Here is a 22,283-nt window from a genome sequence, read left to right on the forward strand (position 1 = left end):
GATCAGAAGTCGTCTTCGACCTCGCCATCCTTGACCTTGAACTCGCGGTTCTGCAGGTAGGCATTGCGAATGAAGATGTACTTGTCACCCTGAATCAGCTTCTCGGCCGACAACAGGCTGGCGCGGGTGTCGATCACGTCCAGTGCAAAGATCGAGTTGCGGGTCGGCACATGGTCGATGTAGCGGTAAGGTCTGGTGTAGCTGTCCGGGTACTTCGCCACGCCGTCACGCACCGTACTTGGGCCCAGCAGCGGGATGACCACGTACGGGCCGCTTGGCACACCCCAGTAGCCCAAGGTCTGTCCAAAGTCTTCGTCATTACGCTGCAGGCCCATCTTGGTGCCCACATCGAAGAAGCCGCCCAGGCCGAACGTGGTGTTGACGATCAGCCGCGCAGTGTCAACGCCCGCCGCATGGGGTTTGAGCTGCAGCACGTTGTTGGCCAGGTTGGTGACGTCACCGAGGTTGCGGAAGATGTTGTGGATGCCATCTTCGAGGAACTGCGGGGTAACCGCCTGGTAGCCCTTGGCCAATGGCTTGAGGGCATACGTGTCGACGGTGTCGTTGAAGCGGAAGATCGGGCGGTTGACCGCTTCCCAGGGATCTTCCTCGGTGGCTGCCTGGGTGGCTGCCACGGGCGCCAGCAGCATGCTGGCGCAGACACAGGCCTGGGTGACTCGTTCGATCACACTGGCACCGATCCTACGCATAGGTGTTTCTCCATCGAATTTCTAGGCCGCAAGCGCAACGGGTCGCGCTGCTGGTAAGGCCGCAGTATAGAGGCTTGCGGGCTGATAAACAGCTTTACACAACTTTGCTCAATATTTTGTGAACAACTGTTGCACCCGGCCCGCTGTCACAGAGCGGTAACAATCACCGAATAGCCTGCGGACTATTTGGGGGACGTTGCCATGGACGCTGCACCCGCCTTCACCGCTGTGCTGTTCGGCTTGCGCGGCTGCCTGGTGCAGGCCGCCAATGGCAACCCCTCGCCTGCCCCCGGCGCCCTGGCCGCCCTCGCCGGCCTGCGTCAGCGCCAGGTACCGTGCATCTGGCTGGATGACCTCACTACCAGCCAGAGCAAGCGGCTGGCCCACGTACTGCCCGACTGGCTGCCTGGGCACTCGGTCAACGGCGTGCGCTGGCCCGCGCCGAACGCCTGCTGGCAGGCCCTTATGAGCCTGGACAGCGAACGCCTCGACGGCTGCGTACTGGTCAGCGGCGACCCGCAGCTGCTGCAGTCGGGCCTTAACGCAGGATTGTGGACAGTGGGCCTGGCCGCCTGCAGCCCATTCTGTGACCGCAGCTCGCAGCAATGGCGAACCATGACCACACAGGAACAAGACCTGGCCCGCGGCAAGGCGACGCTACAGCTGTTCGGCCTGGGCGTGCACTCGGTGATCGACCACCTGGAAGCCCTGGACACCTGCCTGCAGGACATCGCCCTGCGCCGGCGCAAGGGTGAAAAACCCTGATACAGCACTGTTGACGCGGATCATGCAAAGCAGCGGCAGGTGGATTACGCTGAAGACAAGCCAGAACCTTTGCCGCTTCGCTGAGGTCCATGGCTAGCCAAGCCATTGATGGAGAACAGCCAATGCCTGCCCGCGAATTGCAAGAGCGCCTGAACAGCTTGCGCGAGCAACTGGACCGCAACGTACCGCTTTCGGAAGAAGAGCTGGCCGCGCTGCACGAAGAAGCGCGCCAGATCGAAGCGCAACTGAAACTTGAAAAAGCCACCCCGGACAACAACCTGGTAGACGGGGTGAACCTGGCGGTGGAACGCTTCGAAGCCGATCACCCCGACCTCACCGCCACCCTGCGCAGCATTGCCAACTCGCTGCACAGCATGGGCATTTAAAGCAGCCCAACTTACTCTATGGGAGCGGGTTCACCCGCGAATGCCGCGGTGGTGCCACCGACGAATTCGCGGGTGAACCCGCTCCCACAGGGTCTACTGAACGTTACTGCCGAACCAGGCGTTTGTTCTGCGGGCTGATCGCCCCTGTGCTGCGATACGGGTTGATATCCAGCCCGCCACGGCGCACATAACGCGCGTACACGGTCAGGTGCTCCGGCTGCAGCAGGTTCTTCAAGTCCAGGTAGATCCGCTCCACGCACTGCTCATGGAAATCGGCATGCTGACGGAAGCTGATCAGGTAGGTCAGCAGGCTGGCGTGGTCCAGCGCCCTGCCCTTGTACTCGACCACCACGCTCCCCCAGTCCGGCTGGCCGGTAACCGGGCAGTTGGATTTCAACAGATGGCTGTGTAACACCTCTTCCACCACCCGCTCCGGGTCGCAGCGCAGCAACTCAGGCTGCGGCTGTTCGTAGTTGCTGATGGCAACGTCCAGTTCATCGATGCTCAGCCCCGGCAATGCCTCGACCCCCTGGGCCTCGACCTCGGCCAACGTGCGCACCTTCACACCCACCGGCTTGCCAGCGGCGGCAGACAGGTCTTTCTCCAGGCAGGCCTGCAACTCGCCCAGCGAGGCGAACACCGTCTGGTTCAGCGAATTGAGGTACAGCTTGAACGACTTGGACTCGATGATGTTCGGCGAGTCGGCCGGGATGGCGAACTCGCCGATCGCTACCACCGGCTTGCCCGACGGCAGCAGCCAGCTCAGTTCGAAGCAGTTCCAGTAATCCACACCCTGCCAGGGCAAGGTCTGGGCACTGACGCCCAGTTCGGCCCACTTGGCAGCACGCGGTATAGGGAACAGTTGGTCCGGGGAGTAGGTGGCAATGTATTCGCTGGATTTGCCCAGCGGGGAGTGTTCGGCAGCGGGATGCATGGAAACTGACCTGAAGGTTCGAAATTGCCCTTAGTCTACCGGTTTTGCCCGCTGCCTTGCAGGGCAAGTCACTCGATGGTCATGGCCCCGACCATGCCGGCCTGGTAATGCCCCGGCACGTTGCAGGCAAACTCGATGGGCGCTGACTTGCGGAAGGTCCAGGTCAGCTCGGCGCGCTGGCCAGGCATCACCAGCACGGTGTTGCCGCCCGCGTGGGCATGGCCACCGCCGTGGTTCATCTGGCCGTGATCCATGCCGTCGTGGTTCATGCCGGCAGTGAACAGCTTGCCTTGCATGGCAATCATTTCCTTCTGGTGCTCGGCGTGCATGGCCTTGTCGCCCAGGTTGAATTCGTGGGGCAGCTTGCCCTCGTTGATCAGCACGAAACGCACCGTTTCCCCGGCTTTTACCTGCAAGTTGCCGGGCTCGAAGGCAATGTCCTTGAGCAGCACTTCGACAGTGCGGGTGGCCTTGGCCGCCGGGGCCGGTTCGCCAAAGGCGAAGGTTTGCGCCTCGCTGGCAACAGTCGGCAGGCTGGCCAGGGCCAGGGTGGCGGCGATGAACAGGCGTTTCATGATGACTCCGGGAATAGACAACGGGATGAGGCCACCTTAGTCACGGGCGACTGGCAGCTACCTGACAGGCAGATTACAACTTTGTCAGCTTGGGCGAGGCGCGGGATAGTCACGTATCATTTCAAGCATCAAATCGCCCCCTGTGGCAGCAAACCCTCGGATAGTGGACAGCGCATGAAACTGCTGATCGTCGAAGACCAGGCCCGCACCGGGCAGTACCTGAGCCAGGGCCTGAGCGAAGCTGGCTTTGCCACCGAACTGGCCGCCGATGGCGAAACCGGTCAGTTCCTGGCCCTGAGCGGCGACCACGACCTGCTGATTCTCGACGTGATGCTGCCCGGCCGTGACGGCTGGCAGATCCTCCAGGCCGTGCGCCAGGCCGGCCTGGACACACCCGTGTTGTTCCTAACTGCCCGCGACGCCGTCCAGGATCGGGTGCATGGCCTGGAGCTGGGCGCCGACGATTACCTGGTCAAGCCGTTCGCCTTCTCCGAATTGCTGGCGCGGGTACGCAGCCTGCTGCGCCGCGGCGCCAGCCCCAGCCAGGACACCCTCCTGGGCCTGGCCGACCTGCGCCTGGACCTGATCCGGCGCCGCGCAGAGCGTGCCGGGAAGCGCATCGACCTGACCGCCAAGGAATTCGCCCTGCTCGAATTGCTGCTCCGCCGCCAGGGCGAGGTGCTGCCGAAATCGTTGATCGCTTCGCAGGTGTGGGACATGAACTTCGACAGCGACACCAATGTGATCGAGGTTGCCATCCGCCGCCTGCGCCTGAAGATCGACGACCCACACCCCGACAAGCTGATCCACACCGTGCGCGGCATGGGCTACGTGCTCGAAGAGCGCACCGAATGATACGCCGGGTGTCCCTCGGCAGCCGCCTGGCGCTGCTGTTCGCCGCCTGCACCGCCGCCGTCTCGCTGGGCGCCGGTCTGTTGTTCAACCGGGCCAGCGAGCAGCACTTCGTCGAACTGGACCAGCAACTGCTGGACTCGCGTCTGTCGCTGTTTCGCACTCAATTGGCCGGCCTTGCCGCCGTCACCGAGCTGCAGGCCCGCTTGCCTGCCCTGCGCAATGAGCTCAGCCACCAGGCCGACCTGGCGCTGCGCATCAGTGGCAGCGACGGCGCCACCTGGTTCGAAAGCCGCAGCGGTCTGCCGCCGGCGCCAGCCGCCGGGCTTGCCACCTTGCACACCCCTGGTACCGACTACCGCAGCCTGGCCGTACGCCTGGCACAGGATAGCCCGCAGTCACCGCAGCTGACCCTGTACCTCGATATCACCCACCATCAGCACTTCCTGCAAGGCATGCAGCGCCTGATCTGGCTGACCGTCGGCCTGTCGGCGCTGGCCACGGCGCTGCTCGGGGCCTGGGCCGTGCGCAGCGGGCTGCGCCCTTTGCGGCAGATGGGCCAGGTGGCTGCCAGCGTGTCGGCCCGCTCGCTCACTACCCGCCTGCCGGTGGCGCAGATGCCCGAAGAGCTTGCCGAGCTGGCGACCAGCATGAATGCCATGCTGCAGCGTCTGGACGACGCCTTCCAGCGGCTTTCGGCATTCTCGGCCGACATCGCCCACGAACTGCGCACGCCGCTGTCCAACCTGCTGACCCACACCCAGGTCACCCTCACCCGCCCGCGCAGCCTCGAGGAATACCGCGAGGCACTGCATGGCAACCTCGAAGAGCTGCAGTGGATGGCACAGATGATCAACGACATGCTGTTCCTGGCCAAGGCCGACCATGGCCTGCTGGTGCCTGGTCAAGCGCCACTGGCATTGCATGAAGAGGTGGATGCACTGCTTGAATATTACGCGCCGCTGGCCGAGGACAGCGATGTGCAGATGCTGCGCGAGGGTGAGGCCCTGCTGCAGGGCGACCGGCATATGCTGCGCCGTGCGCTGTCCAATCTGCTCGACAATGCCTTGCGGTTCACACCGGCCGGTGGGCAGATACGGGTGACGCTGGAGGCGGGGCCGAAGATCAGCGTGGCCAATACCGGGGGGTCCATTGAAGCGGCGGCGTTACCGCGATTGTTCGACCGCTTCTACCGGGTCGACCCTGCGCGACGGGAAGGTAGCAGCGAGCATGCGGGGCTGGGGCTGGCGATCACCCGGTCGATCGTGCAGGCGCATGGCGGGAGCATTCGGGCGGAGTGTGAGGGTGGCTGGACGCGGTTTGTGATCGGGTTCCCTGATAGTCAGTGAAACGGGGGCTGCTCTGCAGCCCATCGCCGCGGTTCGTCGCCACGGCAAGCCAGCTCCCACAGGTACAGCGCGGGCCTTGGCGCTGATGCCATCCTGTGGGAGCTGGCTCGCCGGCGATCAGGCCCTCAAGTGATATTCAAACCGCCAGGCCAATCGCCGGCTGCACCTGCGACGCCCGGTAGGCCGGGTAAATGGTCGCCAGGAAACTCATCACCAGGCCAGCACTGCAGATAATTGCCACATCGCCCCACTGCAACTGCGACGGCAGGCTGCTGATGAAGTACACATCCGAAGTGAAGATGTGCTGCCCGCTCACCCGCTCCAGCCAACCGACGATCTGGCTGACGTTGAACGCCGCAATCACCCCCAGCACCCCGCCAATCAGCGTGCCGACAACACCGATCAGGCTGCCCTGGACCATGAACGTGCCCATGATCTGCGCCGGTGTGGCGCCCAGGGTACGCAGAATGGCAATGTCCGGCCCCTTGTCGTTCACCACCATCACCAGGGTGGCGATGATGTTGAACGCCGCCACCGCGATGATCATCATCAGCAGCAGGCCGATCATGGTCTTTTCCATTTTCATCGCGCTGAACAGGCTGCCCTGGGTGTGCGACCAGTCGTCAGCGCGGTAGGCGTCACCCAACCCGGCGACAATCGCTTTGGACACCTGCGGCGCGGCGTAAAGGTCGTGCAGCTTCAGGCGCACGCCCTGCACCTGGCCCGGCGCCCAGCGCTGCATCTCACCGGCATCGGCCATGTGGATGTAGGCTTGCGAGCCATCCAGCTCGGCCCCCACCTTGAAAATGCCGACCACGGTCAGGCGCTGCATGCGCGGGGTAATGCCGCCCGGCTCCTTGCTGATTTCGGGCACGATAAGGGTCAGCTTGTCGCCGGTGTTGAGGCGGAAGCGCCGTGCCGTCAGCTCGCCGATGACCACGCCGAACTCACCCGGCTGCAGGGCCTGCAGGCGACCCTGGACAATGTGCTGGCCGACGATCGAGACCTTGCCCTCCTCGTCCGGGTCGATACCGCTCACCTGAATCGGCTGCATCGCACCTTTGTAAGACAGCATGCCTTCCATTTCGGTAATCGGCGCTGCCGCCATCACCGCCGGGTTGCGCATGGCCTGCTCGGCCACTTTGCGCCAGTCGTCCAGCGGCTGCGCGCCAAGGATGGCGGCATGCGGCACCAGGCCGAGAATGCGCGAGCTCATTTCACGCTGGAAGCCGTTCATTACCGACAGCACCACGATCATCGCCAGCACGCCCAGCGACAGGCCGATCATCGAGGTCATCGAGATGAACGAGATGAAGTGGTTGCGGCGCTTGGCTCGGGTGTAGCGCGCGCCGATGAAGATGGGCAAGGGTCTGAACATGTACGAAACACCCAATGAAAACAGGAAAACGGGGCGGCAACTGCTGCCCCGTGCAGTCGATCAGATGGCGACCAGGTGGCCGTCGTCGAGCTTCAGCACACGGTCCATCTTGCGCGCCAGGACAAGGTCGTGGGTGACCACCAGGAACGCCGTGCGCGAGGCACTGGACAGCTCCTGCATCAGCTCCTGAATGCCTTGGGCGGTATGGTGGTCGAGGTTGCCGGTCGGCTCGTCGAGCATTACCAGGCCGGGCCGGTTGACCAGCGCCCGGGCAATCGCCACACGCTGGCGCTCACCGCCGGACAACTCGGCCGGTTTGTGGTTGAGGCGGTGGCCCAGGCCCACGCGCTTGAGCAGCGCCTCGGCACGTTCACGGGCCTCGGGGATGGGTGTGCGGCCGATCAGCAGCGGCATGCACACGTTCTCGATGGCGGTGAATTCCGGCAACAGGTGGTGGAACTGGTAGACAAAGCCCAGCTCGCGGTTGCGCAGCAGGCCACGGGCGCGCTCGCCCAGCGCCGACAGCTCTTCGCCAGCCAGCCACACACTGCCCTGGCTCGGCCGGTCGAGGCCGCCCAGCAGGTTGAGCAGGGTACTCTTGCCCGAGCCGGAGCTGCCGACGATGGCAATGCGCTCACCGGCGTGCAGCTCGAGGTTGAGCCCGGACAATACCTTTACCGACTCCGGGCCCTCGTCGTAGGACTTGCCCAGGTTGCGGCAGCTCAGGACGGCTTTATCACTCATGCGCGACTCACTCATAACGTAGCGCCTCTGCAGGCTGGGTGCGCGCCGCACGCCAGGCCGGGTACAGGGTGGCGAAGAAACTCAGGACCAACGCCGCAGCGCAGACCATGTACACATCCTGGGCCTGGATCTGCGACGGCAGGTAATCGATGAAATAGACGTCGGCGTTGAGGAACTTGTGCCCGATCAGTTTCTCGATGCCGGCGATTGCGGCACTGACGTTCAGCGCAGCCAGAATGCCGACCACGGCGCCGATCAAGGTGCCGATCACGCCGATCACCGTGCCCTGGACCATGAAGATGAGCATGATCTGCCCAGGCGTGGCGCCCAGCGTACGCAGGATGGCAATATCACCGCGCTTGTCGTTCACCACCATCACCAGGGTGGAAATGATGTTGAACGCCGCCACTGCCACGATCAGCAGCAACAGCAGGCCGATCATGGCCTTTTCCATGCGGATCGCCTGGTACAGGTTGCCGTGGGTACGGGTCCAGTCGCGGCTGTAGTACTCCTGCTCGCCCAGCTGCTGTGCGATGCTCCAGGCCACCCGCGGCGCCTGGAACAGATCGTCGAACTTCAGGCGCAGGCCCTGCACCTGGTCGGGTTTCCAGCGGTGCAGGCGGGACAGGTCGCTGATGTTGGTCAGGCCCAGATAGCCGTCGATCTCGCCCGCGCCCACGTGGAATGTGCCGACCACGGTGAAGCGTTTCATGCGCGGGAACATGCCGGCCGGGGTCACGCTGACCTCCGGGGCGACGAAGGTGAGCTTGTCACCCACGGCGACACCCAGCTTGGCCGCTGCCTTGTCGCCGATCATGATGCCCCACTCGCCTGGCGCCAGCTGGTCGAGACGGCCCTGCAGGATGAAGTTGTCGATGATCGACACCTCGCGCTCGCGGGCCGGGTCGATGCCGTTGAGCAGCACCTTCTGCACCTTGCCATCATGGGTCAGCAGGCCCTGCATCTGGGTGAACGGCGCTACCGCCAGCACCTGCGGATTCTGCTTTACTTGTTGGGCAAGGGCAGGCCAGTCGGCAATGGGCTGGCCGCTCTCCAGCGTGGCATGGGGAATCATGCCAAGCACACGGGTGCGCATCTCGTGGTCGAAACCGTTCATCACTGACAGCACCACGATCATCACCACCACGCCCAGGGCGAGGCCGATCATCGAGGTCAGGGAAATGAACGAGACGAAGTGATTGCGACGTTTGGCACGGGTATAACGGGTGCCGATAAATGCGAAAAGAGGTCTGAACATGTCGGGGCTTGTTCGGATGAAAGGGAACGTCCTTGTGGCGAGGCGCCTACGGCGGCTTTACACTCGGACCACCGCCGCTACCTTGGGTTCGCCATGACGACATTAGACGAAGAAGATCGCCGCGAATACTACCGCATCGAAGATCGGATCGCACTTCAAATCAGCCCCCTCAGCGCGGCCGAAGCCCTTGACCCAGATGTGTTGCAAGATGATTCCCCGCTGTTCAACCTGCTCAGCGAGCTGCACCTGTCCGACTTCGAGTCGCAACACCTGCTGCGCCAGCTGAGCGACAAGGACCGCACCCTCGCCGCCTTCCTGCGTGCGCAGAACAAGCGCCTCGACCTGCTGAGCGCGGTGGTTGCCCATACCTTGCTTGGCGAAGTGGGCCAGCCCCTGCCTGTGGTCATCTCCGAAGGTGGCATCGAGTGCGCCCAAGCTACGCAGATTGCTCCCGGCACCCGGGTCAAAGTGAAAATGGTGCTGATGCCGCGCGCCCATGGCCTGCTGCTGCGCGGCAAGATCACCCATTGCGACCCCCGCCCGGACGGCGGCTTCGAAGTGGGCACCGAATTCATCGACATGACCGACGCCCAGCGTCAACTGCTGGCCCGCTACATACTGCAGCGTCAGCAACAACAACGGCGTCAGCAGCTGGACCAGAACGATCCCGCCTCCTGAGCCCATTTTTCCCTGATTTGAAGGAACGAACGTGACCCTGATCTACGGCCATCGCGGCGCCAAGGGCGAAGCGCCCGAGAACACCCTGACCAGCTTCCGCCAGTGCCTGTCCCACGGCGTCAGCCGCTGCGAACTGGACCTGCACCTGTCGGCCGACAACGAGCTGATGGTCATCCACGACCCCACCCTGAAACGCACTACCGGCCGGCGCGGCAAAGTGATCGAGCACCCGGCCGCCGACCTGGTAAAGATCGACGCGCGCAAAGGCGGCCCGGGCCACGTACAGCCCTGCCCGATCCCGAAACTGGAAGAACTGTTCGAAAAATGCCCGTTCGAGCACTGGCAGCTGGAAGTGAAAAGCGCCTCGCGCACCCGTGCCGCCACCACCGTGCTGGCGATCCGCGAACTGGCCCAGCAATATGGCCTGCTGGACAAGGTCACCATCACCTCCAGCTCACGCGAAGTGCTGGGTGCGGCGCTGGAGCTGGTACCCGACGTGAAACGCGGGCTGGTGGCCGAATACGCCTGGCTCGACCCATTGAAGGTGGCGCAGAACTACGGCTGCGAGATGCTGGCATTGAACTGGACGCTGTGCACCCCCGAGCGCCTGCTCAAAGCGCAGGGCCAGGGTTTGCACGTGTCGGTGTGGACGGTCAACGAACCGGCATTGATGCGCCGGCTCGCTGACTTTGGCGTGGACAGCCTGATTACAGACTTTCCCGGTTTGGCCAAGACCACCCTCGGGTAGGGTTGAAATCGGTCTCTCCGACCGGCTCAGGCCACCGGTCGGAGCCGCTCAAAAAAGCCGGTTCAGGCCATCGTACGCCGCTACCCGATAGGCTTCGGCCATGGTCGGGTAGTTGAACGTGGTGTTGACGAAGTACTTCAGATTGTTCTGCTCGCCCGGCTGGTTCATCACGGCCTGGCCGATATGGACGATTTCCGAAGCCTGGTAGCCGAAGCAGTGCACACCCAGCACTTCCAGGGTCTCGCGGTGGAACAGGATCTTCAGCATGCCCTGCGGCTCGCCGGCAATCTGCGCACGCGCCATGCTCTTGAAGAAGGCCTTGCCCACTTCGTACGGCACCTTGGCCTGGGTCAGCTCCTGCTCGTTCTTGCCGATCGAGCTGATCTCCGGAATGGTGTAGATGCCGGTCGGCACGTCATTGACGAAGCGCCAGCTGCCATTGTCGACGATGCTGCCAGCAGCCGAGCGGCCCTGGTCGTGGGCAGCACTGGCCAGGCTCGGCCAGCCAATCACATCGCCGGCGCCGTAGATGTTCGGCACCGAGGTGCGGTAGGCCTCGTCGACCTCGATCTGGCCGCGGCTGTTGACCTTGATACCGATGTTTTCCAGGCCCAGCTTGTCGGTGTTGCCGGTACGGCCGTTGCACCACAGCAAGGCGTCGGCCTTGATCTTCTTGCCCGACTTCAGGTGCAGGATCACCCCGTTGTCCAGGCCTTCGACACGCTCGTACTCTTCGTTGTGGCGCACGGTGATGTTGTTGTTGCTGAAGTGGTAGCTGAGTGCCTGGGAGATTTCCGAGTCCAGGAAGCTCAACAGCTGGCCACGGTTGTCGACCAGCTCCACCAGCACACCCAGGCCGCTGAAGATCGAGGCATATTCGCAACCGATCACGCCTGCGCCGTACACGATCAGCTTGCGCGGGGTGTGGCTGAGGCTGAGGATGGTGTCGCTGTCGTAGACGCGCGGGTGATGGAAATCGATGTCGGCCGGGCGGTACGGGCGCGAGCCTGTGGCAATGATGATGTGCTTGGCGTTGAGTTTTTCGACCACACCGTTCGGGCACACCACCTCGACGGTTTGCTCGTCGGCGAAGCTGCCGGTGCCGAAGAACAGGTCGACGCGGTTGCGGGCGTAGTAGCCGGTGCGCGAGGCCACCTGTTTGGAAATCACCCGCTCGGCGCTTTTCAGCACGTCCGGGAAAGAGAACCAGCGCGGCTCACCGATGGCACGGAACATCGGGTTGGTGTTGAACTGCATGATCTGCCGCACCGAGTGACGCAGTGCCTTGGACGGGATGGTGCCCAGGTGGGTGCAGTTGCCCCCGACCTGACGACGGCTGTCGACCATCGCCACCTTGCGCCCTGCTTTGGCGGCGTTCATTGCCGCACCTTCTCCGGCCGGGCCGGAACCCAGCACCACTACGTCGTAGTTGTAGACAGCCATGCGTACTCCTTCAGAACTGGCCCGCAAGCCACGGTCGCTTGCGGGGCGCGATCATGCCGCCGGGGCGTCATGAGAAAATTCGTGTGCAGTCTAATAAAGCGTGAACGCCGCGCACATTAACCCTTGGTCGCGTCGTAGGCCAATTTAGCCCGCACTACATATGGTTCACCCATTCCCTGGCGGCAATCATCCCTGCTTGCGCTTTCACTCGCCTTTCACCGCCCGTTCGAACGCGGGCGTAGCTCGGGAGACGAAGCCACCCTCGGCCCGAGTCACCAATACCGCGGCCAAGCCATGCGCCAGGGCGAAATCCCAGCCGCGCTGCGGGCCCAGGATCAGCAGCAGTGTCGAGTAGCCGTCGGCCAGCAGCGCCGAGCTGTCGAGCACTGTGACAGCGGCCAGGTCATGTTCGACCGGGCGCCCGAGGCGGGCGTCGAAGGTGTGCGAATAGCGCCGGCCATTCTGCTCGAAATAGTGCCGATAGTCACCCGAAGTGGACACTGAAAGGCCGTTGACCGGGATGATCTGCCGGGCGATCTGGCGGTCTTCACGGGGTAGCTCCAGGGCAATGCGCCACTGACTGCCATCGGGCTTGCGGCCGACCGCCTTGAGTTCGCCAGTGGCCTCGGCGACAAAGCTGGTTATGCCCATGCCGCGCAGGCGTGCGGCAATCAGGTCGACGGCATGCCCGGCCGCGATACTGTTGAGATCGAGCTGTACCGGGGCGTCCTTGCACAGGGCCTGGCCTTTGATGTGCAGATGCTGGTAGCCCACGCGCTGGCGGGCCTGGGCCAAGGCGTGCGGGTCGGGCACCTGCTCGTGGCGGGCCTGCGGGCCGAAGCCCCACAGGTCGAGCAGCGGCTCGACGGTGAGGTCGAAGGCGCCTTCACTCTGTTCTGCCAGGTACTGGCCCAGAGTGACCAGCGCGAGCATGTCGGCCGGCAGCACCAGGCACTGGTCGGCGGGCAGCTGGTTGAAGCGGCTGACGGTGGAGTCGCCGCGATAGGTCGAATAGTGCTGATCGATGTCGTGAAGGATGGTTTCTACAGCCGCCTGCACTTGAGCCGGCGCCGGGCCGCCGGGTTCGCGGACATACTGGATGCTGTAGCTGCTGCCCATGGTCGGGCCGCCCAGGCGCTCCAGGGTGGGGCCTTGGTTGCAGGCGGTGAGCAGGAGCAGGATCAACAGAAGGGCTGTGCGCAAATTCTGGTTTCTCGGTTGCCAGTACTGGCCCTTTCGCGGGTGAACCCGCTCCCACAGGATTATAATTCCCTCAGGCGCGGTGCGATCCCTGTAGGAGCGGGTTCACCCGCGAAGAGGCCAGCCCAGGCAACACAAAATCTGGATAAAAAAAACGGGAACCCGAAGGTTCCCGTTTTTTCATTGCCTTACAAGCGTATCAGCGTGGAAACGCTGGCGGGTTCACACCGGCCATGTCTTCCATCACGCGAACCACCTGGCAGCTGTAACCGAATTCGTTGTCGTACCACACGTACAGGACAACGCGGTTATCGTTGGCGATGGTCGCCTCGGCGTCCACCACACCGGCGTGGCGCGAACCGACGAAGTCGGTCGAAACCACTTCCTGCGAGGCCACGTAGTCGATCTGCTTGTGCAGTTCCGAGTGCATGGCGGTCTGGCGCAGGTACTCGTTGATTTCCTCGCGGTTGGTGGCCTTTTCCAGGTTCAGGTTCAGGATGGCCATCGACACGTTCGGCGTCGGCACGCGAATGGCGTTGCCGGTCAGCTTGCCTTTCAGCACTGGCAGTGCCTTGGCAGCAGCGGTGGCGGCGCCGGTTTCGGTGATTACCATGTTCAGCGGCGCGGCACGACCACGGCGGCTGCCCTTGTGGAAGTTGTCGATCAGGTTCTGGTCGTTGGTGAACGAGTGAACGGTTTCGACGTGGCCGTTGACGATGCCGTACTTGTCGTTGACAGCCTTGAGCACCGGCACAATGGCGTTGGTGGTGCAGGAGGCGGCCGAGATGATCTTGTCATCGGCAGCGATATCGCCGTGGTTGATGCCGTGCACGATGTTCTTCAGCGCGCCCTTGCCAGGTGCGGTGAGGATCACGCGGGCAGCGCCCGGGCAGGCCAGGTGCTGGCCCAGGCCGTCGGCATCACGCCATACGCCGGTGTTGTCGACGATCAGCGCGTTGTCGATGCCGTACTGGGTGTAGTCGACTTCGCTCGGGTTCTTGGCGTAGATAACCTGGATCAGGTTACCGTTGGCGGTGATGGTGTTGTTGGCTTCGTCGATGGTGATGGTGCCATCGAACGGGCCGTGCACCGAGTCACGACGCAGCAGGCTGGCACGCTTGACCAGGTCGTTTTCGGCGCCTTTGCGCACGACGATGGCGCGCAGGCGCAGGCCGTCGCCACCACCGGTCTTCTCGATCAGGATGCGCGCCAGCAGGCGGCCGATACGGCCAAAGCCGTACAGCACGACGTCGGTGCCTTTGCGCGCCGAGGCGTTCTGCTGGCCAACCACTTCGGCCAGCTCTTCACGGACGAACTGCTCGGCAGTGCGGCCATTGCCTTCCTGCTTGAACTTGTTGGCCAGCTTGCCCAGGTCGACCGAAGCGGCGCCCAGTTTCAGCTCGCTCATGGCCTTGAGCAGGGGGAATGTCTCGTGGACGGACAGTTCGGTTTCATCGGTTTGACGGTGACGCGCAAAGCGATGCGCCTTGAGGATCGAGATAACCGAACGGTTGATCAGGCTGCGGCCATAAATCGAGCTCACCACATTGTTGTTGCGGTAGAGCTGACCGATAAGCGGGATCATCGCTTCAGCCAGGGCTTCACGATCGATCCACTCACCAAGACACTGGTCGGGCTTCTGAGTCACGGGAACCTTCCACATGTAGGGACAGAAAAAAGGGGCTACATTATGACGCCCCAACGCGGAACCGGCAATGAGCGCCTGTCGCGGTCACGCAAGCCAGCGTTCATGCCCTTTCGAGCCTGACAGCCGGCACCGTCACCGGTACAATCGGTGTCTTTGCCGCAACGCTTGGAGTGCAATCTCCCGTGTCAGTTCTGCGCCTACCGAAACTGTCGGCCACGGCCGGCAAACAAACCTGGGGCAACCTGCCCGGTGCCGCCCTCAGCCTGGCCATTGCCGAGGCCGCCAGCAGTGCTGGCCGCTTCACCTTGCTGCTGACCGCCGACAGCCAGGCCGCCGACCGCCTGGAACAGGAGCTGCGCTTCTTCGCGCCAGACCTGCCGGTGCTGCCGTTTCCCGATTGGGAAACCCTGCCCTACGACCTGTTCTCGCCGCACCAGGACATCATTTCCCAGCGCATCGCCAGCCTGTACCGCCTGCCGGAGCTGACCCACGGCATCCTGGTAGTGCCGGTCACCACCGCCCTGCACCGCCTGGCGCCCACCCGGTTCCTGCTGGGCAGCAGCCTGGTGCTGGACGTGGGCCAGACCATCGACGTGGAGCAGATGCGCACGCGCCTGGAGGCCAGTGGCTATCGTTGCGTCGATACTGTCTATGAGCATGGTGAATTCGCCGTGCGCGGCGCGCTGATCGACCTGTTCCCGATGGGCAGCAAGCTGCCCTACCGCATCGACCTGTTCGATGACGAAATCGAGACGCTGCGCACCTTCGACCCCGAGACCCAGCGCTCGATCGACAAGGTCGACTCGATCCGCCTGCTGCCGGCACGCGAGTTCCCGATGCAGAAAGAGGAAGTGACCCGCTTCAAGGCGCGCTTTCGCGAACGCTTCGACGTCGACTTCCGCCGCAGCGCGATCTTCCAGGACCTGGCCAGCGGCATCATCCCCGCCGGCATCGAGTACTACCTGCCGCTGTTCTTCGAAGAAACCTCGACCCTGTTCGACTACCTGCCGGCCGACACCCAGGTGTTCTCGCTGCCCGGCGTCGAGCAGGCCGCCGAACACTTCTGGAACGACGTGCGCGGGCGTTATGAAGACCGCCGCGGCGACCTGAGCCGGCCACTGCTGCCGCCAGCCGAGCTGTTCCTGCCCGTGGAAGACTGCTTCGCCCGGCTCAAGCAATGGCCACGGGTGGTGGTCAGCAGCGAAGACCTCGACCCTGGCACGGGCCGCGAACGCTTCCCCGCGCGCGCCCTGCCCAACCTGGCGATCGAGGCCAAGGCCAATCAGCCGCTGGCCGAACTGGCCCATTTCCTCGACCAGTTCCCCGGCCGCGTGCTGTTCACTGCCGAGTCGGCGGGCCGCCGTGAAGTGCTGCTGGAACTGCTGGAGCGGCTGAAGTTGCGGCCGCACACGGTCGAAGGCTGGACCGACTTCATCACCGGCAGCGAGCGCCTGGCGATCACCATCGCCCCGCTGGACGACGGCCTGGTGCTGGATGACCCGGCCATCGCCCTGGTGGCCGAGAGCCCCCTGTTCGGCCAGCGGGTGATGCAGCGTCGGCGCCGCGACAAGCGCGGCGAAACCGCCAACGATGCGGTCATCAAGAACCTGACCGAACTGCGGGAAGGCGCACCGGTAGTGCATATCGACCATGGCGTGGGCCGCTACCTGGGCCTGGCAACGCTGGAAATCGACGGCCAGGCTGCCGAGTTCCTGACGCTGGAATACGCCGAGAACGCCAAGCTGTACGTGCCGGTGGCCAACCTGCACCTGATCGCCCGCTACACCGGCAGCGACGACGCCCTGGCACCGTTGCACCGGCTGGGCTCGGAAGCCTGGCAGAAGGCCAAGCGCAAAGCCGCCGAACAGGTGCGCGACGTGGCCGCCGAGCTGCTCGACATCTATGCCCGCCGCGCCGCGCGCAAGGGCTATGCGTTTGCCGACCCGTCCGCCGACTACGCCACCTTCAGCGCCGGCTTCCCGTTCGAGGAAACCCCGGACCAGCAGGCTGCCATCGAAGCCGTGCGCGCCGACATGCTGGCGCCCAAGCCGATGGACCGCCTGGTGTGCGGCGACGTGGGCTTCGGCAAGACCGAAGTGGCCATGCGTGCTGCGTTCATCGCCGTGCACAGCGGCCGCCAGGTCGCCGTACTGGTGCCCACCACCTTGCTCGCCCAGCAGCACTACAACAGCTTCCGCGACCGCTTCGCCGACTGGCCGGTGACCGTGGAAGTGATGAGCCGCTTCAAGTCGGCCAAGGAAGTCGCCGCCGCTGCCGCCGACCTGGCCGAAGGCAAGATCGACATCCTCATCGGCACCCACAAGCTGCTGCAGGACGATGTGCGCTTCAAGGACCTGGGCTTGGCCATCATCGACGAAGAACACCGTTTTGGCGTGCGCCAGAAAGAGCAGCTCAAGGCCCTGCGCAGCGAGGTCGACATCCTCACCCTGACCGCCACGCCGATCCCGCGCACATTGAACATGGCCGTGGCCGGCATGCGCGACCTGTCGATCATCGCCACGCCGCCGGCGCGCCGGCTGTCGGTGCGCACCTTCGTCATGGAGCAGAACAAGAGCACGGTCAAAGAGGCGCTGCTGCGTGAACTACTGCGCGGCGGCCAGGTGTACTACCTGCACAACGATGTGAAAACCATCGAGAAATGCGCCGCCGACCTCGCCGAGCTGGTGCCCGAGGCGCGTATCGGCATCGGCCACGGGCAGATGCGCGAGCGCGAGCTGGAACAGGTGATGAGCGACTTCTATCACAAGCGCTTCAACGTGCTGGTGGCCTCGACCATCATCGAAACCGGCATCGACGTGCCCAGCGCCAACACTATCGTCATCGAGCGCGCCGACAAGTTCGGCCTGGCCCAGCTGCACCAGCTGCGCGGCCGGGTTGGCCGCAGCCACCACCAGGCCTACGCCTACCTGCTCACGCCCACCCGACAGAAAGTCACCGGCGATGCAGAAAAGCGCCTGGAGGCGATCGCCAATACCCAGGACCTGGGCGCCGGCTTTGTGCTGGCCACCAACGACCTGGAAATCCGTGGCGCCGGCGAGTTGCTGGGCGAAGGCCAGAGCGGGCAGATCCAGGCCGTGGGCTTCACCCTGTACATGGAAATGCTCGAGCGCGCGGTCAAGGCGATCCGCAAGGGCACTCAGCCGAACCTGGAGCAGCCGCTGGGCGGCGGCCCGGAAGTCAACCTGCGGCTGCCGGCACTGATCCCCGAGGACTACCTGCCCGACGTGCACGCGCGGCTGATCCTGTACAAGCGCATTGCCTCGGCAGCCGACGAAGAAGGCCTGAAAGACCTGCAGGTGGAAATGATCGACCGCTTCGGCCTGCTGCCCGAGCCGACCAAGAACCTGATGCGCCTGACCTCGCTGAAGCTGCACGCGGAAAAGCTCGGCATCAAGAAAGTCGACGCCGGCCCCAATGGCGGCAAGCTCGAGTTCGAGGCCGAAACGCCGGTCGACCCGCTGACCCTGATCAAGCTGATCCAGAGCCAGCCCAAACGCTACAAGTTCGAAGGCGCTACCCAGTTCCGCTTCCTGGTCCCGATGGAACGCCCCGACGAGCGATTCAATACCCTGGAGGCGCTGTTCGAGCGCCTGACCCCACAGCCTGCCTAAGGAAGATTCATGCGTGCCATCCGTTGCCTGACCCTGCTGCTGGTGCTGTTTGCGCCAGCCGCCTTCGCCGAAGGCTTGTATCAGGTAGAAATGCTCCTGGTGCGGCAGAACAGCGTGCCCGCCATCACCAGCCAGTTCGCCCCGGAAGACTGGAGCGCCGGTGCTCCGCGCCTGGAAAAGGACGCCGAACGCCGCCTGGCGCTGGAAGATGAAGCCACCCGCCTGGAAGCCACCGCCGACTACACCGTGCTGATGCACAAGGCCTGGCAACAGCAGGTGGGCAGCGAACCCAGCCGTATCGCCCTGGGTGAAGGCGCCGAGCAGTTCGGCCACTTCCCCATCGAAGGCAACCTGAGCATCGCCGAGGGCCGCTTCATCGCCGTCGAGGCCAACTTCTGGGTCAACCAGCTGGACGGCAACGGCAACGTGCTGCAAAGCGAGCAGTTCAAGCAGAGCAACAGTAACGTCAAAGGCGGCCAGCTGACCTTCCTCGACGGTGGCCACCTGGCGGTGCTGCTGAAGGTCACGGCGCCGGGCACACCGAAAATGCCGGTGATGGACCCGGAGATGATGGAGCAGTAAAGCCATGAAACACGACGCCGCCGAGCTGGCGAACGCCTATCCGAACTGGACCCAATCGTTCAGCGCGGCGGCCCTGCAGCGAGGAGAACGCTATGCCGAGGAAGGCAGGGTCGAACTGGAGGGCATTTATGGGCCGACAGTGGTCGCCAATTGCCAGGGCAGCGGCGACAACCACTACCGGCAAACCATCGAACTGCGCGTGGCGGGTGGCCGCTGCCATGTGCACGGCGAGTGCGATTGCCCGGTAAGAAAGAATTGCAAGCATTGTGCGGCTGCACTGTTCTCCATCACCCCTCACTCCCACGGCAGTGCAACCACGCCAGTCAGCCAGGCCAGCTTGCCTGCCGAACTGCAACACTGGCTGAACGGCCTGGAGCAGGCCCCGCCCAAAGCCGCCTCGACCGAGGACAAACGCGGGCGCATGGTTTGCTATGAGCTGCAGCTGGTCGATGATGCCGGCTGCGCCTTGCAGGTGCGCAAGGGCACGCGGACCGAAGAAGGCATCCGCTTCAGCCGCGTGCAGTCGCTCTACGACTTTCTCTATGAGCCCCCGCGCTTCGTGACGGAAGAAGACACCCGCATTCTGCGCCTGCTCTCGGCCCTGAATCAGGGCGGCGGCCAGGATCGCGGCTACAAGCTGAAGGGCCATGAAGGTGGCGAGTTGTTCCAGCGCGCCCTTGAAACCGGGCGCATGTTCTTCGACCCCACACGTGAGCTGCTGCATGAAGGCCCCGTGCGCCGTGGCGAGTTTCGCTGGGTGCGCCAGAACAACGGAAACTACCGAGGCCTCTGGTACAACGGCGAGGACATGCTGCGCTGCGTCATCCCCCTGTTGCCGCTCTACTATTTCGATGTCATGACAAAAGAGGTAGGCAAGGTCGAGCACAGCCTTGATCCGCACGTTGCCGTGCAGCTGACCATTGCGCCCGATGTACCCGAGCACTTGGTAGTACCGCTCAGCCACAAGCTCAATGCCCTTAGCCACAACGTGCCAACCCCGACGCAAGTGCAGGAACAGTTGCTGGACGATATCCCGCCGACGCCCCTGCTGGCCCTCGGCAGCCTCGAATACACCGCCTACATGCCGAAAACCGGTCGCATGCAGCGGCAAATGCAACATCGGGCCGCATTGGCGTTCAACTACGACGGCCTGCACGCCAGCGGCAGCGACGACAAGCCGCTGACCCGCCTGGCGGGCAGTACCAGCCAGCGCATCCGCCGCCAGCCCCAGGCCGAGCAGGCGCTGCGCAAGCTGCTGCGCGATTTCGGTTTCAAGGCCGCCACCCGGCAGAGCAAGGCTCTGCCCGACAGCGCCGGCGAAATGTACCAGCTAGCCGACGACGAAGCGTGGCTGCACTTTGCCCGCGAAGGCCTGCCACGCCTGCGCGACGCGGGCTGGGCCATCGACATCCACCGCGACTTCGCTTTCAACCTGCAGGAGGTGGACGACTGGTACGCCACCATCGACGAAGCGCCCGGCCATGAATGGTTCGACCTGGAACTCGGCATCGTGGTCGATGGCCAGCGCCACAGCCTGCTGCCGATCGTGCTGCAACTGCTGCGCAGCAGCCCGGAACTGCTGCGCCCCAGCGAACTGGCCCGACGCAGCGACGACGAACACCTGCTGCTCGACCTCAACCGCGGCCGCGTCGACACCCCGGCCCTGCGTGTTGCCCTGCCCTACGGCCGGGTCAAGGCCGTGATGGCCACGCTGGGTGAGCTCTACCTGCACGAACACACCCCAGGCCCGTCGCTGCGCATGGAGCGTGCCGACGCCGCGCGCCTGAACGAAATCGACGGCCTGGCCCTGCGCTGGGAAGGGGGCGAGCACGTGCGCGACCTGGGCCGCCGCCTGCGCGATGCCCGCGACCTTCAGGTGGCGCCACCCACCGGGCTTCACGCCAGTTTGCGCCCCTACCAGCAGCAGGGCCTGAACTGGCTTCAGGCGCTGCGGGAGATGGACACCGGCGGCATCCTCGGTGACGACATGGGCCTGGGCAAGACCTTGCAGGCCTTGGCCCACCTGCTGCTGGAAAAGGAGTCCGGGCGCCTGAGCGCACCGGCCCTGGCAGTCATGCCCACCAGCCTGATACCGAACTGGCTCGACGAAGCCCAACGCTTCGCACCCGGCTTGCGGGTGCTGGCGTTGCACGGGCCGGGGCGCAGCAAGCACTTCGCCAACCTGCACGAATACGACCTGGTGCTGACCACCTACGCCCTGGTGCCGCGCGACCTCGAGCAGCTTCGCGCACAGCCGTGGCATGTGCTGGTGCTCGACGAAGCGCAGAACATCAAGAGCAGTACCAGCAAGGCCGCCCTCGCCGTCTGCGAACTGCAGGCTAGCCAGCGCCTGTGCCTGACCGGCACGCCGATGGAAAACAACCTCGGCGAGCTGTGGTCGATCTTCCACTTCCTGATGCCCGGCTGGCTTGGCGACCTGAAGCGCTTCAACCAGGATTACCGCAACCCGATCGAACGCCATGGCGATGCCGAGCGCCTGGCCCACCTGGTCATGCGCATCCGCCCGTTCCTGCTGCGTCGCACCAAGGAACAGGTGGCCACCGAACTGCCCGCCAAGACCGAGATGGTGCACTGGGTCGAGCTCAGCGATGCCCAACGCGACACCTACGAAGCGGTGCGGGTGGCGATGGACAAGAAAGTCCGCGACGAGATCGCCCGCAATGGCGCTGCGCGCAGCCAGATCGTGATCCTCGATGCGCTGCTCAAGCTGCGCCAGGTGTGTTGCGACCTGCGCCTGGTCAAGGGCGTGGAAAGCAAAGGCAACCAGGCCGACAAGGGCAAGCTGGGCGCGTTGCTGGAAATGCTCGAGGAGCTGCTCAGCGAAGGCCGCCGGGTTCTGCTGTTCTCGCAGTTCACCTCCATGCTCGCGCTGATCCAGCAAGAGCTGGAGAAACGCGACATTCGCTACAGCCTGCTGACCGGCGATACCCGCGACCGGCGCACACCGGTGCAGCAGTTCCAGCAGGGCGACAGCGAAGTGTTTCTGATCAGCCTCAAGGCAGGCGGCGTGGGCTTGAACCTGACAGCTGCGGACACGGTGATCCACTACGACCCGTGGTGGAACCCGGCCAGCGAAAACCAGGCCACCGACCGCGCCTACCGCATCGGCCAGGACAAGCCGGTGTTCGTGTTCAAGCTGATCACCCGGGGGACGGTGGAAGAGAAGATCCAGGCGTTGCAGCAGGAGAAAGCTGCACTGGCGGCCAGCCTGCTGGATGGCGGGCACGCCGGGCAGTGGCGGATGGGGGATGAGGAAATCGAGGCACTGTTTGCGCCGCTGCCTGGGAAGCGCGGGCGGTAGAGCCTGAGTCTCAGTTGCCTGTACCAGCCTCTTCGCGGCTGAACCCGCGAAGAGGCTGGTGCAAGCCTGCATCAACCTC

18 protein-coding genes are annotated in these 22,283 nt (G+C 64.1%); 9 read left to right on the forward strand and 9 right to left on the reverse strand.

Translation table 11 applies throughout. The features are described 5' to 3' along the window. Positions 1–2: 2 nt before the first annotated feature. Positions 3–710, reverse strand: coding sequence for an MlaA family lipoprotein (locus AC5O5I_RS19585; RefSeq protein WP_172286066.1), 708 nt, complete (start codon positions 708–710; stop codon positions 3–5). Between the two features lie 201 nt (positions 711–911). Between AC5O5I_RS19585 and pcrP the strand changes: the two genes are divergently transcribed. After that, entirely contained in the window at positions 912–1,475 is a 564-nt protein-coding gene (pcrP, locus tag AC5O5I_RS19590; RefSeq protein WP_172218506.1) for an HAD superfamily inactivated hydrolase PcrP, read from the forward strand. 122 nt (positions 1,476–1,597) lie between these two features. After that, positions 1,598–1,861 carry a DUF4404 family protein gene (locus AC5O5I_RS19595; protein WP_172218508.1) on the forward strand — a complete coding sequence of 88 codons (264 nt, stop codon included), beginning with the start codon at positions 1,598–1,600 and terminating at the stop codon, positions 1,859–1,861. A 103-nt stretch (positions 1,862–1,964) separates the two neighbouring features. Here AC5O5I_RS19595 and queF read toward each other — a convergent pair whose 3' ends face one another. Then, positions 1,965–2,795, reverse strand: coding sequence for an NADPH-dependent 7-cyano-7-deazaguanine reductase QueF (gene queF / locus AC5O5I_RS19600; RefSeq protein ID WP_494511402.1), 831 nt, complete (start codon positions 2,793–2,795; stop codon positions 1,965–1,967). Positions 2,796–2,863: 68 nt separating this feature from the next. After that, positions 2,864–3,370, reverse strand: coding sequence for a cupredoxin domain-containing protein (locus AC5O5I_RS19605; protein WP_494511403.1), 507 nt, complete (start codon positions 3,368–3,370; stop codon positions 2,864–2,866). 174 nt (positions 3,371–3,544) lie between these two features. Between AC5O5I_RS19605 and cinR the strand changes: the two genes are divergently transcribed. After that, the gene (gene cinR, locus AC5O5I_RS19610; protein WP_494511404.1) at positions 3,545–4,225 is read left to right on the forward strand and encodes a two-component system response regulator CinR; all 681 of its coding nucleotides are present in this window, start codon (positions 3,545–3,547) and stop codon (positions 4,223–4,225) included. After that, on the forward strand, positions 4,222–5,571 hold the full coding sequence (locus AC5O5I_RS19615) for a heavy metal sensor histidine kinase (RefSeq protein ID WP_494511405.1): 1,350 nt from the start codon (positions 4,222–4,224) through the stop codon (positions 5,569–5,571). Before cinR ends, AC5O5I_RS19615 begins: the two co-directional genes overlap by 4 nt. A gap of 136 nt (positions 5,572–5,707) precedes the next feature. On the opposite strand, the gene AC5O5I_RS19620 is transcribed toward AC5O5I_RS19615, so the two are convergent. Genes AC5O5I_RS19620 through AC5O5I_RS19630 form a run of 3 tightly spaced genes read right to left on the reverse strand, consistent with a single transcriptional unit; the run spans position 5,708 to position 8,951 of the window. Further along, positions 5,708–6,949: a lipoprotein-releasing ABC transporter permease subunit gene (locus AC5O5I_RS19620; RefSeq protein WP_172218518.1), complete on the reverse strand. Its 1,242-nt coding sequence runs from the start codon at positions 6,947–6,949 to the stop codon at positions 5,708–5,710. A 60-nt stretch (positions 6,950–7,009) separates the two neighbouring features. Continuing rightward, positions 7,010–7,693, reverse strand: coding sequence for a lipoprotein-releasing ABC transporter ATP-binding protein LolD (gene lolD / locus AC5O5I_RS19625; protein WP_172218520.1), 684 nt, complete (start codon positions 7,691–7,693; stop codon positions 7,010–7,012). 7 nt (positions 7,694–7,700) lie between these two features. Beyond that, a complete protein-coding gene (locus AC5O5I_RS19630) occupies positions 7,701–8,951 on the reverse strand; it encodes a lipoprotein-releasing ABC transporter permease subunit (RefSeq protein WP_494511406.1) in 1,251 nt (416 codons plus the stop codon). 93 nt (positions 8,952–9,044) lie between these two features. On the opposite strand from AC5O5I_RS19630, the gene AC5O5I_RS19635 reads away from it, so the two are divergent. Then, complete coding sequence (locus AC5O5I_RS19635; RefSeq protein WP_172218524.1) at positions 9,045–9,629, forward strand: PilZ domain-containing protein; 585 nt, start codon at positions 9,045–9,047, stop codon at positions 9,627–9,629. Between the two features lie 31 nt (positions 9,630–9,660). After that, entirely contained in the window at positions 9,661–10,377 is a 717-nt protein-coding gene (locus tag AC5O5I_RS19640) for a glycerophosphodiester phosphodiesterase (protein ID WP_172218526.1), read from the forward strand. A 48-nt stretch (positions 10,378–10,425) separates the two neighbouring features. On the opposite strand, the gene sthA is transcribed toward AC5O5I_RS19640, so the two are convergent. From sthA to AC5O5I_RS19655, 3 genes are all read right to left on the reverse strand, one after another. Then, positions 10,426–11,820, reverse strand: a complete 1,395-nt coding sequence (sthA, locus tag AC5O5I_RS19645; protein ID WP_172218528.1) for a Si-specific NAD(P)(+) transhydrogenase — start codon at positions 11,818–11,820, stop codon at positions 10,426–10,428. Between the two features lie 204 nt (positions 11,821–12,024). Beyond that, the gene (locus tag AC5O5I_RS19650; RefSeq protein WP_494511407.1) at positions 12,025–13,023 is read right to left on the reverse strand and encodes an FAD:protein FMN transferase; all 999 of its coding nucleotides are present in this window, start codon (positions 13,021–13,023) and stop codon (positions 12,025–12,027) included. Positions 13,024–13,219: 196 nt separating this feature from the next. Further along, the gene (locus tag AC5O5I_RS19655) at positions 13,220–14,683 is read right to left on the reverse strand and encodes a glyceraldehyde-3-phosphate dehydrogenase (protein WP_172218532.1); all 1,464 of its coding nucleotides are present in this window, start codon (positions 14,681–14,683) and stop codon (positions 13,220–13,222) included. A 167-nt stretch (positions 14,684–14,850) separates the two neighbouring features. Between AC5O5I_RS19655 and mfd the strand changes: the two genes are divergently transcribed. From mfd to AC5O5I_RS19670, 3 genes are read left to right on the forward strand one after another with little or no spacing between them, the layout of a single operon-like run. Then, a complete protein-coding gene (gene mfd, locus AC5O5I_RS19660) occupies positions 14,851–18,300 on the forward strand; it encodes a transcription-repair coupling factor (protein WP_494511408.1) in 3,450 nt (1,149 codons plus the stop codon). Positions 18,301–18,309: 9 nt separating this feature from the next. After that, positions 18,310–18,882 carry a peptidoglycan binding protein CsiV gene (locus AC5O5I_RS19665; RefSeq protein ID WP_172285878.1) on the forward strand — a complete coding sequence of 191 codons (573 nt, stop codon included), beginning with the start codon at positions 18,310–18,312 and terminating at the stop codon, positions 18,880–18,882. 4 nt (positions 18,883–18,886) lie between these two features. Further along, positions 18,887–22,204, forward strand: a complete 3,318-nt coding sequence (locus AC5O5I_RS19670; protein ID WP_494511409.1) for a DEAD/DEAH box helicase — start codon at positions 18,887–18,889, stop codon at positions 22,202–22,204. The last annotated feature ends 79 nt before the right edge of the window (positions 22,205–22,283 follow it).

It is taken from the genome of Pseudomonas sp. 9_2_1 (genome assembly GCF_059295275.1).

Excerpts from the sequence above, each read along its gene's own strand:
- AC5O5I_RS19585 (WP_172286066.1), bottom strand. The coding sequence starts at position 710 with ATGCGTAGGATCGGTGCCAGTGTGATCGAACGAGTCACCCAGGCCTGT.
- pcrP (WP_172218506.1), top strand. The coding sequence starts at position 912 with ATGGACGCTGCACCCGCCTTCACCGCTGTGCTGTTCGGCTTGCGCGGC.
- AC5O5I_RS19595 (WP_172218508.1), top strand. The coding sequence starts at position 1,598 with ATGCCTGCCCGCGAATTGCAAGAGCGCCTGAACAGCTTGCGCGAGCAA.
- queF (WP_494511402.1), bottom strand. The coding sequence starts at position 2,795 with ATGCATCCCGCTGCCGAACACTCCCCGCTGGGCAAATCCAGCGAATAC.
- AC5O5I_RS19605 (WP_494511403.1), bottom strand. The coding sequence starts at position 3,370 with ATGAAACGCCTGTTCATCGCCGCCACCCTGGCCCTGGCCAGCCTGCCG.
- cinR (WP_494511404.1), top strand. The coding sequence starts at position 3,545 with ATGAAACTGCTGATCGTCGAAGACCAGGCCCGCACCGGGCAGTACCTG.
- AC5O5I_RS19615 (WP_494511405.1), top strand. The coding sequence starts at position 4,222 with ATGATACGCCGGGTGTCCCTCGGCAGCCGCCTGGCGCTGCTGTTCGCC.
- AC5O5I_RS19620 (WP_172218518.1), bottom strand. The coding sequence starts at position 6,949 with ATGTTCAGACCCTTGCCCATCTTCATCGGCGCGCGCTACACCCGAGCC.
- lolD (WP_172218520.1), bottom strand. The coding sequence starts at position 7,693 with ATGAGTGATAAAGCCGTCCTGAGCTGCCGCAACCTGGGCAAGTCCTAC.
- AC5O5I_RS19630 (WP_494511406.1), bottom strand. The coding sequence starts at position 8,951 with ATGTTCAGACCTCTTTTCGCATTTATCGGCACCCGTTATACCCGTGCC.
- AC5O5I_RS19635 (WP_172218524.1), top strand. The coding sequence starts at position 9,045 with ATGACGACATTAGACGAAGAAGATCGCCGCGAATACTACCGCATCGAA.
- sthA (WP_172218528.1), bottom strand. The coding sequence starts at position 11,820 with ATGGCTGTCTACAACTACGACGTAGTGGTGCTGGGTTCCGGCCCGGCC.
- AC5O5I_RS19655 (WP_172218532.1), bottom strand. The coding sequence starts at position 14,683 with ATGTGGAAGGTTCCCGTGACTCAGAAGCCCGACCAGTGTCTTGGTGAG.
- AC5O5I_RS19665 (WP_172285878.1), top strand. The coding sequence starts at position 18,310 with ATGCGTGCCATCCGTTGCCTGACCCTGCTGCTGGTGCTGTTTGCGCCA.
- AC5O5I_RS19670 (WP_494511409.1), top strand. The coding sequence starts at position 18,887 with ATGAAACACGACGCCGCCGAGCTGGCGAACGCCTATCCGAACTGGACC.